At 36.0% G+C, this 14,786-nt stretch carries 11 protein-coding genes, 1 pseudogene and 2 riboswitches; all 12 genes and pseudogenes read left to right on the top strand.

All coding sequences use genetic code 11. From position 1 onward, the window contains the following. Positions 1-155: 155 nt before the first annotated feature. Entirely contained in the window at positions 156-1,697 is a 1,542-nt protein-coding gene (locus KDN24_RS21155; RefSeq protein WP_409974255.1) for a xanthine permease, read from the top strand. 229 nt (positions 1,698-1,926) lie between these two features. Beyond that, a complete protein-coding gene (locus KDN24_RS21150) occupies positions 1,927-2,376 on the top strand; it encodes a nucleoside deaminase (RefSeq protein WP_409974256.1) in 450 nt (149 codons plus the stop codon). Between the two features lie 631 nt (positions 2,377-3,007). Beyond that, a complete protein-coding gene (locus tag KDN24_RS21145; protein WP_409974257.1) occupies positions 3,008-3,877 on the top strand; it encodes a cation diffusion facilitator family transporter in 870 nt (289 codons plus the stop codon). Positions 3,878-3,934: 57 nt separating this feature from the next. Continuing rightward, entirely contained in the window at positions 3,935-6,061 is a 2,127-nt protein-coding gene (locus tag KDN24_RS21140) for a heavy metal translocating P-type ATPase (protein ID WP_409974258.1), read from the top strand. 109 nt (positions 6,062-6,170) lie between these two features. Further along, positions 6,171-7,409, top strand: coding sequence for a M20 family metallo-hydrolase (locus KDN24_RS21135; RefSeq protein WP_409974259.1), 1,239 nt, complete (start codon positions 6,171-6,173; stop codon positions 7,407-7,409). 180 nt (positions 7,410-7,589) lie between these two features. Further along, on the top strand, positions 7,590-8,456 hold the full coding sequence (locus KDN24_RS21130) for an alpha/beta hydrolase (RefSeq protein WP_491348152.1): 867 nt from the start codon (positions 7,590-7,592) through the stop codon (positions 8,454-8,456). A gap of 153 nt (positions 8,457-8,609) precedes the next feature. Then, a riboswitch (cyclic di-GMP riboswitch) is annotated at positions 8,610-8,711 on the top strand. 103 nt (positions 8,712-8,814) lie between these two features. Then, positions 8,815-9,180 carry a hypothetical protein gene (locus KDN24_RS21125; RefSeq protein ID WP_409974262.1) on the top strand — a complete coding sequence of 122 codons (366 nt, stop codon included), beginning with the start codon at positions 8,815-8,817 and terminating at the stop codon, positions 9,178-9,180. A gap of 14 nt (positions 9,181-9,194) precedes the next feature. Further along, positions 9,195-9,296: riboswitch (cyclic di-GMP riboswitch) on the top strand. Positions 9,297-9,589: 293 nt separating this feature from the next. Next, complete coding sequence (locus KDN24_RS21120) at positions 9,590-10,543, top strand: HAMP domain-containing protein (protein ID WP_409974263.1); 954 nt, start codon at positions 9,590-9,592, stop codon at positions 10,541-10,543. Positions 10,544-10,832: 289 nt separating this feature from the next. Next, positions 10,833-11,165, top strand: a complete 333-nt coding sequence (locus KDN24_RS21115; RefSeq protein ID WP_409974264.1) for a hypothetical protein — start codon at positions 10,833-10,835, stop codon at positions 11,163-11,165. Between the two features lie 515 nt (positions 11,166-11,680). Then, positions 11,681-12,415 (top strand): GntR family transcriptional regulator, encoded by a 735-nt coding sequence (locus KDN24_RS21110; protein WP_409974351.1) that lies wholly within the window; start codon positions 11,681-11,683, stop codon positions 12,413-12,415. Positions 12,416-12,660: 245 nt separating this feature from the next. Continuing rightward, positions 12,661-13,380 (top strand): purine-nucleoside phosphorylase, encoded by a 720-nt coding sequence (gene deoD / locus KDN24_RS21105; RefSeq protein ID WP_409974265.1) that lies wholly within the window; start codon positions 12,661-12,663, stop codon positions 13,378-13,380. 35 nt (positions 13,381-13,415) lie between these two features. Then, positions 13,416-14,750, top strand: a pseudogene (locus tag KDN24_RS21100) (MFS transporter). Positions 14,751-14,786 lie beyond the last annotated feature (36 nt).

Genomic DNA, 14,786 nt, shown 5'->3' with positions numbered 1-14,786 from the left:
AAAAATGTCGAATTAATTAATTCAAAGAATATTGGAGACCTATAGGCAAACACACAAAATTTTTGTCTAAATTGAAAACGCTAACAAGCGAATGGATCCTCGCTTAGGAGCAAAATTTAAACTGGCTTTTTAATTAAAAGCAAGGAGTGTTCATCATGGGTAATGTAGTTTTTTGGAAAAAGGGAGACTTTGCTGCTTCCTTCGGTTTGTTCGTCAATGTTTTGACAGACTTTTTAGTTATGATCTCATTATTAATTGGCGTAGTTGGCATGCCAGCAGAGTTTATTTTTAAACGTATTGTTCCAGGCTTTGGACTTGCGGTATTAATATCTGGTATTATTTTTGCTTATTTTGCCTATAAATTAGCTAAGAAAACAGGTAGAACAGATGTTACTGCACTACCATCAGGTTCTAGTTCACCTGGAATTTTTCTTATCGTATTTGTGATTATGCTCCCTCTATATCATCAAACACAAGATGCTGCCTTCACAACAACAGTTGCTGTGCTTTGGGGCTTTCTTGAGGCTTCTATTTTATTTTTAGGTGCATTCATTGGTGAAACGATTAGAAAGCTTGTCCCAAGAACGGTATTACTAGCAGCCTTGGCAGGTTTGGCATTTGTATTCTTAGGTATGAACCCAATGCTACAATCTTTTGAAATGCCTGTAGTAGCTTTTGTTGCATTAATAATCATCTTCATGAACTGGTTAAGTAAACATCCAATACTTAAAAAAATCCCTACAGGTTTATTATTGATAGTAATTGGAACTGCAATTGCTTGGATAGCTGGATATCAAAATCCTGCTGATGTTACAGAAGCTCTAAAATCATTCGGCTTTAATCCTCCTAAGCTGCATTTAACTGGATTTGCCGACAGTTTTGAAGCTGCGTTGCCATATTTATTAACTGCTATACCTCTAGGATTATCAAACTTCATATTTAATCTAGAAAACGTTGAAGCTGCAGCTGTTGTGGGAGATGAATACAATACTAGAGACGTTATGCTTGCAAACGGTTTTTCTACTTTAGTAGGTGGCCTTTGTGGTAACCCATTCCCAGTAACAGTATATGTAGGTCATGCTGGTTGGAAAGAAGTTGGTGCAGGGTTAGGCTATTCCATTGCTAGTTCTGTTGCCATATTCTTATTATCGGTTTTCAGTCTAATGGGTCTTTTACTCGCTGTAGTTCCAATTGCTGCTATTGTTCCGATGCTCGTGTTTATTGCGATTGTAACAGGGCATCAAGTTGTTAAAGAAAGTCCGAAATTTGAAGCGCCAGCAATCTTTGTATGTTTCTTCCCATGGGTTGCTACATGGGCACTTACTGCTGTTAATAATGCACTTTCAGCTACTGGTATGTCCGTAGGGGAGGGCGCTGGTCAAGTTTCTTCACTTGCCCTTCACAATGCTGGACTTTTCTACGATGGCTTGCAAGCTCTAGGTAATGGTGCTCCTATTACTAGTGTACTTTGGGGCTGTATAGCTGTATTTACTATCCGTAACACGCCTATTGGAGCTATAATAGCTGCAGTGTTCGGAGCCATTTTATCTTTTGTGGGTGCAATTCATACAAACACTCTTGGAATTGCACAAGATATTGCTATGCCTTTCGTTTGGGGATATCTACTAATAGCAGCATTTTTAGTTTATAAACTTTATGTAAATAAGAAAGAAAATATTGGTCCTGTTACAGAGTAAATAGAAACTCACGATACAGCTTCACATTATTCTTCTTATTTAGTTGGTTCAATACTTTTTTTAGAATTGAAAAAATTGGAATTTTTCACAGTTTGATAGTATCATTTACTCTTTATACTTTACCGGGTGGAAAGTAATAAAATGAATGGGCAATTGCTTTTGTCGTATTTGTTTACTTTTTACCACCTGGTTTAAAATAATTAATGTGAGAGTATTGGGAGGATTTAAAATGGATTACATGAAATTAGCTGTAGACGCAACAATCGAAGGTATGGATAAAGGACACGGTGGCCCATTCGGATCTACTATCGTTCGTAACGGTGAAGTTATTGCTGCCGTTGGAAATACAATGATGAGAGATACGGATGTTTCAGCACATGCAGAAATGGTTGCTATTCGTGAAGCTACTAAAAAGTTAGGAACATTTGACTTATCAGATTGCGAAATTTATGCAACCTGTGAGCCATGCCCAATGTGTATGGGAGCGATTATCTGGGCTGGTATTAAAACAGTTTACTACTGCAGCACAAATGAAGATGCCGCAAAGCATGGCTTCTCTGACAAACATCTTCGTGCATATTTAAAAGGTGAAGATGATAGCGTTGTCAACATGATTAAAGTTGACGACAGAGAAGATTGTGATTATTTATGGGAGCACTTTCATAAATTAAATGATTAAAAATAATCGTCATTCAATTTGAGGTTTAAACCTTGGCTAAATGAAGTTAAAGCCTTCGTCGGTTGGTTCAGATTTTTGTAGGGTTTAATCGTGCAAACCCGACAAAATCTGGACTCACATATGCCAAGGCGAATTTGATTCTTTGCCAAAATCCGGCGCTGGTGTTTCCAATGTCGGATTTTGGCATCTAATTTGATATAGTTGCACTTCGGGCTGCCAAATATCTTTCAGCATATTTTCTCAAATGGATTACTAGTTGGCACTTTTGTTGTTATTATTTTAGATCGCATATGGAAGAATAATTGAATTAGCTTTTACAGAAGAGGAAGATTTACGGCTCTTTTTTATGCTTGTTAAAAATAATCCACCCTTTTCAGACAAGTAACCATCATTGTTCCCTCCTTTTCCTGCATGAACACATATTTTTGTATAGATTAACAAAAAATATGGGTTTAAATCATAGGTCCTTTTAAAATTGTGGTTTTACTTTTTTTACAAATAATCTTTGCCCTCAAGAAACTCTTTTTGCCAGATGTTACAAGTATAAATAAGTGAAAAAAGGTTGCTCTATCCCCACTCGATACTTAGATGATACTATGATCAAGATAGGATTTATTAGGGAGGAAGCATAATGGAACAACAAAGAATGAATGACTTAAAAATGGGGGAAAGAGGAGCTATTATTAGCATAATTGCCTATCTCTGCTTATCTTCATTAAAGTTGTTTATTGGCTATATGGCTAATTCAGAAGCGTTAAAAGCTGATGGTTTAAATAATGCGACAGACATCATCGCCTCCATTGCCATTCTGATCGGACTTAAATTATCCCAAAAACCAGCAGATAAAGATCACCCGTACGGACATTGGAAAGCGGAAACGGTTGCTTCTTTAATTGCTTCCTTTATTATGGCTGTTGTCGGCATTCAAGTTTTATTTACAGCAATTTCTTCTATTTTTGATGGGAAGCAGGAATCACCTGATTTAATTTCAGCGTGGACGGGCATTTTCAGTGCTGTAGTAATGTATTTTGTTTATCGGTACAATCGCAATTTAGGAAAAAAAATAAATAGCCAAGCTGTTATAGCCGCTGCGAAAGATAATCTTTCTGATGGTTTAGTCAGTATTGGAGCAGCCATTGGTATTATCGGCTCTCAGTTCAATCTCCCATGGCTTGACCCTGTAACGGCGGTCATCGTCGGTTTAATTATTTGTAAAACGGCATGGGATATTTTTCGCGATGCCACTCATCAATTAACAGATGGTTTCGATGAGGAAAAGATTGAATCTTTCAGAAAAACAGCTTTAACAGTAGATGGTGTAGGCTTTGTTAAAGAAATTAAAGCCAGAAATTACGGAAATAATTCTGTAGTAGATATTGTCATTTTAGTTAATCCTAATTTAGATATTCAAGTTGCCCATGATATTTCAACAGAGGTTGAAAATATCTTAAAAAATGTGCATGGGGTATTTGATGTTCATGTTCATGTTGAGCCGAAATAAACGAAGCTTATCAATTTGTATCAATTGCCTTGATTCATTCTAAAGAAGGTGTCAGCGATGGGAGAAGCATTAGAAAATAAGAAGGAAACATATCGATTACAGGGGCTCTCCTGTACAAATTGTGCCGCAAAATTTGAAAAGAATATTCGTGAAATTCATACAGTGAATGATGTGCAACTAAATTTCGGTGCTTCGAAATTAACTGTATTTGGAGAAGCAACGATTGAACAGCTTGAAAAGGCAGGAGCTTTTGATGGAATAAAATTGCTGCCTGAAAATCAGCGAATCGAAGAAATGAAACGCCCATTTTGGGAGAAGGCAGAAAATAAAACGACAATCCTTTCCCTTCTATTTATTATTGTTGGATATACTTCAATGTTCAAATTGGGAGAAGTAGACTTAACGACAATTATTATTTTTGCTGTAGCCATATTCATTGGTGGGTTTAGCCTTTTTAAAGTGGGTGTAAGAAATCTTTCAAAACTCCAATTTGACATGAAAACACTAATGACGATTGCGGTTCTTGGAGCAGCCATTATTGGTGAGTGGAGTGAAGGGGCAGTAGTTGTTTTTTTATTTGCATTAAGTGAAGCATTAGAAAGCTATTCAATGGATAAGGCTCGAGAATCGATTCGCTCACTAATGGACATTGCTCCAAAAACAGCACTTGTAAGACGAGGGATTCACGAAAAAAAATTGAACGTAGAAGACATTTTATTAGGGGACGTTTTAATTATTAAGCCTGGTGAAAAACTAGCTATGGATGGTGAAGTCGTAAAGGGACAATCTTCAATCAATCAAGCAGCGATAACAGGCGAGTCAATACCTGTCTTAAAAACGGTTGGTGATGAAGTATTTGCAGGAACGATAAATGAAGAGGGTGCACTAGAAGTAAAGGTTACAAAACGTGTTGAAGACACAACGATTGCAAAAATTATTCATTTAGTAGAGGAAGCACAGGCAGAACGAGCTCCTTCACAAGTGTTTATCGATACGTTTGCGAGGTACTATACACCCGTAATTATGCTAATAGCACTGTTATTAGCCATCGTTCCCCCACTATTAATGGGAGGGGCCTGGTCCGAATGGGTATATCGTGGTTTAACTGTCTTAGTTGTTGGGTGTCCATGTGCTTTAGTTATTTCTACACCGGTTGCAATTGTAACAGCCATTGGGAATGCTGCTAAAAAAGGTGTACTCATTAAAGGAGGGGTTCACCTAGAAGAAGCTGGCAGATTACAGGTCATTGCTTTTGATAAAACAGGGACATTAACGAATGGAACACCGGAAGTAACAGATATAATAGTGCTAGGAAAAATGAATGAGAGTGAATTATTACGAATCTCTGTAGCACTGGAGAAGCTGTCACAGCATCCTTTAGCCTCTGCGATAATTCGAAAAGCGAAAGAAAAAGGAATTTCTCAACATGAGTACACAGCTGAAAATTTTCAATCCATTACAGGAAAAGGTACGAAAGCAGAAGTAAACAATCAATTGTACTATATTGGGAGTCCAAAGCTATTTGAAGAAATCGGCCATCTTCCAGATGCGGTCATAACACAAATAAATGGATTGCAGACTGAAGGAAAAACAGTCATAGTAGTAGGAACGAATAATGAAATATTCGGTTTAATTGCGGTAGCTGACAAACTGCGAGACAGCAGTTCAAACGTTATGAAAAGGTTACAAAAAATCGGTATCGAAAAAACAATTATGTTGACAGGCGATAATAAGGCAACAGGTCAAGCGGTTGCGAATGAAGTCGGATTAAGTGAAGTAAGAGCTGAGTTATTGCCGCAAGATAAATTAGCGACGATCAAAACGTTGCGAGACAAGTATGGAAAAGTTGCAATGGTTGGAGATGGTGTAAATGATGCTCCAGCTTTGGCAGCTGCAACAGTTGGAATTGCGATGGGTGGTGCCGGAACAGATGCAGCAATAGAAACAGCTGATATCGCCTTAATGGCAGATGATCTAGACAAGCTTCCTTACACGATTCAATTAAGCAGAAGAGCATTAACGATTATAAAGGAAAATGTAATCTTTGCTCTCGGTCTAAAAATAGTAGCTTTACTATTCATTATTCCCGGATGGTTAACGTTGTGGATGGCTGTTTTTGCGGATATGGGTGCAACACTAATCGTTGTTCTGAATTCATTGCGTTTATTAAAGGTAAAGGAATAAAATGCTGCCCCATGTAGTTGGAGGCGGCTTTTTAAGTTAGCAACAATAATATACAATTCTTGTCTAATACAGTATGATATGAAAATACTAGGCTAAGCGGGGCGATTGTATGGAATCGAAAGAAAGATATGAAATCCTTTTAAATAAAATGAATCAATACAATTCGGGTGAAATCGGAATAACAAGAGTAGCCTATACGAATGAAGAACAAGCTTGTACACATGCGTTCATGCGTATGTGTAAAGCTGAAAACTTAGAAATCCGTCTTGATCCTTGCGGGAATTTAATTGCTAGAAGAGAAGGTGTGATAAAAGGGCTCCCTCCAGTTGTCATAGGTTCACATTTGGATACGGTCTATCAAGGTGGAAAATATGATGGAGTTGTCGGTGTAACAGCAGCACTTGAAGTGATCAAACGGTTGAATGATAAGTCGATTACTACTGAGCATCCAATTGAAATTATTGCATTTGCTTGTGAAGAATCATCTCGATTTGGTGTTTCAACTGTCGGCAGTAAGGCAATGGCTGGACTTATTGATAAGGAGAAATACAGAGATTTAAAAGATCGAGATGGGATTACGATGGAAAAGGCATTTTCCCTCTGTGCACTTGATTTTAATAGCATTGAGGAAGCGAGTAGGGAAGATGAAGAATTTAAAGCATATTTTGAATTGCATGTTGAACAAGGTCCAGTCCTGATCAATAATGAGAAGAAAATTGGAATCGTTACTGGCATTGCCGCGCCGATAAGATTGCTTATTAACATTTATGGGAAAGCATCACATTCAGGAACAACACCGATGTTTATGCGTAAAGATGCGCTGCTGGGGGCATCTGAAATTGCATTAGAGCTAGAAAAATCGGCAAATCTTGAACAAGCCTTTGGGACAGTTGGTACCATAGGTGTATTACATATTCCGGCAGGGGCGATGAATGTCGTTCCAGGTGAAGTTGAGTTGAAAATTGATATTAGATCGACATCAACTGATTCAAGAGAGCGGGTATTGAATCATGTCTATAATACAATCCTGTCAGTAAAAGAAGCCCGCCAGCTTGAAATTGATACGAAGATCATTAGTATGGAAGAGCCAGTCCTGCTTTCTACGGAACTAATGGAGGAAATTCAAACGATTTGTGAAAGGAAAGCTCTTCCTTATGAAGTCATGCATAGCGGGGCAGGGCATGATGCGATGAATATGACAAAATTAGGACCAGTAGCACTTATTTTTGTCCCATCTGTAGACGGACTAAGCCACCATCCTGAGGAGTACACAGACCTTGATGATATTATCCTCGGAATCGATGTATTAGAGGAAGCTGTTCTAAAATATGCAAAGGAAACCTCATAACTTGTTAATCCTAAAATAAGTAATAAATAAACAAAATATTGACAATTACTATAAGTATATAAATTGAACTAAAAGATTACGCTAGACCCACTACTCATCAACTGATATTATTTTATATGTTGAAAAAAAGAGAATAAAGATTATTCCCTTGATTTTATTTGAATGGATGTGAATACTACTATGAAAACTACAGTTACTTTCAAAAAAGATGAACGCTTTGAAATTAAGGCTGATTTTTATGAAGCAAATCAAGAACATGCTCCTGTTATCGTTTATATCCACGGGGGTGGTTTGCTTTGGGGAACGAGAGAAGACATTCAAGAGGATATAAAAAAGCTATATTATGATAGTGGATTCGCATTATTTTCGATTGATTATCGACTAGCTCCTGAAACAAAACTTAAAGATATTCTTGAAGATGTCCAAGATGCACTTCACTGGATTGAAACGGAAGGGCCGAAGCAATTTAGTATTGATCCGAATAGAATTGCTGTCATTGGAGGCTCTGCGGGTGGTTATTTAGCTCTTAGTACAGGAACATTTCAAAATAAACCTCGTGCAATCGTTTCCTTCTATGGATATGGGGATATAAGTGCAAGTTGGGCAACAACTCCAAATAAATTTTATTGTCAAAAGCACCGTGTGCCAAAGGAAATTGCTAAAAACCTTATTTCTAATCGAATTCTGACAGAAGGATCGGTTCATGAGCGTTTCCTCCTTTATTTATATGCTAGGCAGACAGGCGAATGGATTCATGAAATAACAGGATTTAATCCTTTGACAGAAAAAGAGGAGCTTATCAAGTTTAGCCCAATGTATAATATTTCAAAAGAATTTCCACCAACGTTATTACTACACGGAACAAAAGATGTCGATGTTCCATATGAACAATCTGCTTTTATGCGTGGAGCTTTAGTCAAGGAAGGCATTGAGGCAAGATTAATTACGATCCCTAATGGTGAACATGTATTTGAAAATGATTTTCATAATCCAATTGTTCAAGATGCACTTAAACAGGTAATCGATTTTCTGCAAGTACACGTATAACCGAAGAATGAATAAATATAAAAGCTCGAATCCTATATAGGCAGGATTCGGGTTTTTTATAGGGGTAAAAAAGAAAAATGTAGAAATTTGTTGAAAAATGAAATGCAGTATATTACACTACTAAAGTAATAGTTTTAAATACCTACAATAATATGAAGATAAAGGCAAACTATTTGAAAAGATAGGACGCAAAGCTAAGGGTCTAAGGTGAAATAGGTAATTAATCCTATTAGCTATGATCGCCTGGTTACCAATTGATATGATTTTTTTATATTTCATAAAAATTCTGTTGGCTATTCTATTTTTTTAGGATAGTCAATTTTTATTGATAGATACACGAAAATAGGGGTGAATAATCATGAAACCAGAAGATTTAATTGATCAAATTAATAATTTCGTTGAGCAGTTAGATTTTATAACGGCTAGAAAATTAATGGAGGATAATCTCGAAATTTTAAAGAAACATCGAGTATCACTAAAAAGTAATGCTAGAGAATTATTGAAACTCATTGTTGAAAGAACGGAATCTGGTCAAGATCCTATTACAAGACAGGATATGGCAATATTGATTGCAATCAATTCATATGCGTCTAAATTTGATATGAGATCTTTAAAAATGCTCGTCAAAGATAAGGCAAAATTGTTATTAAGAAAAGATGCGGTTGATTACTTAAATCAAGATGCGAGGGTACTATTAGAGGGTATGGGTGCAATCGGTAGATAAATGTGAAATCAAAAGATTGAAAAAGGCAAACTATTTGAAAAGATAGGACGCAAAGCTAAGGGTCTAAGGCAAAATAGGTAATTAATTCTATAAGCTATGATCGCCTGGTTACCAATTGTTTATTTATAAAAAAATCTGTTTAGGAATATTTATAGGCTTGAATGGCTAAAGCAGCATAGCTTTTGAATCATTCAGTTTATTACTTATATCGTTTTGAAACTAAAAACACAAACAGAGAATTTATACAAGAAGCTATTGGTAATTCTAATTATATTTAGAATGCCTATTTTTTTTACCTTTTTTTAAATGCTTTGATAAGGCGGGGAAAATGTGAAAAAAGAAAGAAGTGTGAAGAGAATAAGAGAAGTAAAAAAAGATAAAATGAACAAAAAATTATTTCGTTGATAAAATGAATGAAAATACGAAAGTCATTGTTGATCAGGAAACACAGCTATTAATTGCAAATGAAGAATTAGCTAAATCAGTAGCTAACAGAATTTCAACAGCACGTGGTTATGTTTTATATGGCGGCGACTATAAAGAACGGTTTAATGAATATAGCAAAGTAGGAAAAGAAAACGGAGAAATTATTACATCCTTAGGGAATACTCCAGAGTTTGAACTTCTTAAGAAACGAACGATTGACTGGGAAGAATTCGTTATCACAAAAGTGTTTGCTGAGTATGACAAAGGAAATGACGTGTTAGCTAGACAAAATCTTGCGGTCAAAAATCAAGAAGTTCGTGATATTATGACTGGCTATGAGAAGCGAGCAACAGAAAGCCGAGAGAAAATAAATGATATCGGTCAAAATATTATGAATAGTGGACAAGCAACATTGTATGTAGCAATCGGACTAATTGCTGTTGTCATAATTATTAGCATTATTGTCGCGATTATTACAGCAAATATCATTACAAATCCATTAAATAGGGTTAAAGAAAGAATGAACTTAATTGCCAGCGGAGATTTTAGCGGTGAACGGTTACATACATTACTACATGATGAAATTGGCCAGCTTATTGTTTCTACGAATGAAATGAGTAGTAATGTCCGCAATGTATTAAGCGAAATTAACATGGTTTCTGAAGTGATTAATGGACAAAGTGAGGAATTATCACAATCCGCGAACGAAGTAAATGCAGGAACACAGCAAATTGCCGTCACTATGCAGGAAATGGCAACTGGAACAGAAACACAAGCAACAAGTGCAAGTGATTTAGCTTCTATCATGAGGGCATTTTTAACGAATGTAGAAGAGGCCAATACAAATGGAGAACAAATAAAGCACGCTTCTGATGAAGTATTAGGAATGACAGTTGAAGGAAGTCAACTAAAGTTGGCTATCATGAGGTTGAATTAGGAACAAATCAAATAAAAACAACGAAAGAAACATTTAACAATATTAGTACAGCGATCTCCGACGTCGCAAATAAAATCAACATTGTCTCGACAAATCTAGCAACGATTTCTAAGAATAGCAACAAATGAATGAATCGATTGCAGATATCGCTGCAATCTCAGAAGAACTAGCTAAACAAGCAGAAAATTTAAATGAATTAGTCCTTAAGTTTAAGCTTTAAGGAATTGTTAATGATTGTTAATAAATAGTGTTTAATTTAAAAAAAGAAATTTTATAAGGAGCAATGATAATGCTAAAAAGTGAGTACTCGAGATACGATGTGTTGCTATCGCAATTTCAACATGATTTAAAAATTGATGAAAAAACACAGCAATCGTTAGACAGAATCCGCCTATTTTTGTATAACTGCACAAGTATTCATTATTTAATATTTATTAAACAAGAAGATTTAGTCCACTATCTGAAACATCATTGTTCAAATAATTTTAAAACACTCACTTTTATACAGGCTGTCGAAGACATAAGAAACTTCCTTTTCTTCTTAAAGACGAAAAAGGAAATAAAAGAATTACCAAAAGTTGATTTATCATTACAAAATTTAAGCTTATGGATAAATTTATAATCGGTAAATGAAAGCCGTATTCTTATTTTTTGGCTCTGTTAAAGAGAATTGTTGATTTTTGCACCTGTTGATTGTAGCGGAAGGTGCGAGACTCCTCGAAAATGCATTCGCATTTTCTTCGTGCGGTGTTATTTCAAGGAGGGTTATTCAATGTCCTGCGGGAGGAAGGGACAGGGAAGACCCCGCAGGTGCGATAGCGCCGAGGAGGCTTCCGGACCGCCCGCGGAAAGCGAGCAACCTGGAGTGGAAATCAACAGCCAAGATTAACAGAGCCTATTTTTAAAATTTACTCCTCTCAAGATGATGGATGGAGAATAACCGTCATCTTAGTGGAGTTTTTCTATACTTAAAAAATCGAATGACGGTTTGTTCAGCCTCTTCTATATATCATTGGACTTTAGGAATGTTCATGTTTTGTGATGGTATGTTATGAAATGACAGCATGATATAATATATTAATGTAAGAATAGAAGTATTAGAAGTCTAATAAAAACAGGTGAGTGTATAGAATGTGGCTGAACAATGATGGCTTCCAAAAAGGAAAGAAGCCTTTGTATATAAATATTTATGATCAATTATATAAACAAATTATCGATGGATTTTTTCCACCTGAAAGTAAGCTACCAACGGAGCATGAATTAGCAAAAATATTTGGTGTCAGCAGAATGACATTAAGACAGGCGCTCTCGCTTTTGCAGGATGATGGTTTAGTGAAAAGCATTCATGGCAAAGGGAGCTTTGTTACGAGAAAGCAGCAGCTTAAAAGGACAATTGGCCTCGAAAAAATCGGCAATCCAATGTATAAATGTCACACAGAAAAAATCGATGAAGTGGAGCTTGATTTTCGTTTAGACATTGAAAGTGATTATACACAACAGGTGTTAAAAAGGAAGGCTGCTGCAGTTGTTGCCTTTGAACGCTGGTATAAAAGCAATAACAATGTTGTCGGCTATGCTTTTACTTTTATGGCCATTGAAACCGTTTCAGAGTTGGAATTAGATTTACAAGATAAAACACAATTATTACAAATGCTTGAAAACAAAGTATATGATCTAGCCAATTCTGCCACAATAGAATTTAAGCGGTCAACATCTGTAAATTCAACAACCCAAAAACATAAAATTATTGGTGGCGAGGAATGTGATTTACTTTTAGAGAGTGTTTATATGAATGAAGTCCAGCCAATAGTCTTTAATAAATACTATATTCCGAGAGACTTTAGCATCATCCATGTTAATGCTTCAAAATAATGTTTTCATTGCAGCAAAAATTAACTTCAAAAAACAGTGTTACTTCTTTAAAGAAGGCACTGTTTTTTTTTGTGAGTAGAAATTTTGCCTTTCCATAAAATATAGATTGAAAGGGAATAAAAATCGTGGTAATTTTATAATGTATAAATTAGACAACTAGTTATACAACTAAATATATTTGTATATTCATGATGTCATTTATGTTTTAAAGAAAAGTAAGCGTATACAACTAGGAGGCGAAGAAAATGAGCTCAACGAACTTTAAAGAAACCCCGCATATTAAACCAAATGGTGCAGAAATTGCAGAAACGATTTTATTACCTGGTGATCCGTTACGGGCAAAATTTATTGCAGAAACCTATTTAGAGGATGTCATTCAGTTTAACGAAGTTCGTGGCATGCTTGGATATACAGGAACATATAAAGGGAAACGAATTTCTGTCATGGGAACTGGAATGGGAACGCCCAGTATGAGTATTTATTCTTGGGAGCTCATTCATGTATTCGGTGTCAAAAATCTTATACGGATTGGGTCAGCAGGCTCACTCCAAGACGATTTGAATTTGTATGATATTGTCTTTGCCATGGGCGCTTCAACAGATTCTAATTATGGACACCAATTCAATGTTCCAGGACATTATTCCATTACTGCTTCATACGAGCTTTTAGAAAGAGCGAAAAAGGTGGCAGATGAACAGGGACAAAAAGTACGTGTCGGGAATGTATTATCCAGCGATGTTTTTTATAATGCAGATCCTACAGCAATTCAAAAATGGAGTGAGATGGGGATTCTTTGTGCAGAAATGGAATCGGCAGGACTTTATTTAAATGCCGCACATGCTGGAGTGAATGCACTTTGTATACTAACAATTAGTGATCATATTTTTAAAGAAGAAAAAACGACACAGGAAGAAAGACAAACCGCCTTTACAAAAATGATGGAAATTGCTCTAGAGCTTGCGTAAAAATAAAAGCATGTTTGCAGAAAAGGAGTTAATTGATGACAGCAGCAGGTGAAACAACACATAATACAAATAGTCATCAAGCAAAAAAAGCTGTACCTATAATCTTAACCTTCTTCGTGTTAGCGTTAATTATGGATAATGCCTTTAAGCTTATTTCTGTCGAGATCGCCAATGATCTTGGTATTTCAGCAACAACCGTCGGTTGGCAAGCTACATTAGCCGGGCTCATTATCGGGATTGGTGCAGTCGTCTATGCTTCGTTAGCTGACTCGATTAGTATTCGAACTCTATTAAGCATAGGCATTGTTCTTATTTGTACAGGCTCTATTCTCGGATTTCTGTTTCATGGTTCATTTGTCATGATACTCATAGCAAGAGTTATTCAAACAGCTGGTTTAGCTTCAGCTGAAACGCTTTATGTTATCTATGTTACAAAGCATTTGCCAAAAGATGAACAGAAGAAATTTCTTGGCTTTAGCACGAGCAGCTTCTCACTTTCTTTAATTGCGGGCTCTTTAATTGGTGGGTATATTTCAACGTACTTACATTGGACAACCTTATTTCTCGTCCCATTAATTACTTTAGTGATATTACCGTTTATTTTGAAATATTTACCGAAGGAAAAGGCAAAAAAGTCAAATGTCGATGTGATTGGCTTAATCTTAATTGCTGCTGTTGCGACATCCATTATGCTTTATATTTCTAATTTTAATTGGATCTATATGATTGCATTTGCAGCTGCTGCGATTTTATTTTTTCTCTACATTAACAAAGGCTCCAATTCTCTTATTGATATATCCTTTTTCAAAAATTAACGTTTCATTTCAATCCTTTCAGTAGCATTTATTATTTATACAGTTCAATTGGCCTATATTTTTATGTTTCCATTTCTCCTTGAAAAAATATATGGACTGAAGCTTGACACGATTTCCTTAATTTTAATTCCAGGTTATGTTACGGCTGTTATTATCGGTGCTCTCTCAGGAAAAATAGCAAAACTCTTTAGCAGCAAACAAGCAATTATGATAGCGATGGCATGTATTGCCATAAGTGTTGTCTTACCAGGCTTATTTCTTGAAAGCTCAGTTGTGCTATTTATTATATCGATGATGCTATTCTCAGGATCGTTTGCTTTCATGTATGCACCAATGCTTGACAGCTGTGTGAGCACGATGCCGAAAGAAAAAACAGGAACTGCGGTTGGATTTTACAATTTAGTGCTAAATGTAGCTGCTTCAATTGGTATTTCCTACACAGCCGTTATGATTGACTCCATATCATTCAGTCAAGCATTGTTTGTCATTACTGGTATTGCACTTGCCGCATTATTACTGTTCAGCATTTTAATAGGGCGTTTGAAAAACGAATGACGAGTGGTTTAAGATAGAGGTTAATCAGATAACTTG

This window comes from Cytobacillus sp. Bva_UNVM-123, assembly GCF_046351715.2.
Taxonomy (GTDB): Bacteria; Bacillota; Bacilli; order Bacillales; family Cytobacillaceae; genus Cytobacillus.
This window is presented reverse-complemented; position numbering and strand designations above follow the sequence as displayed.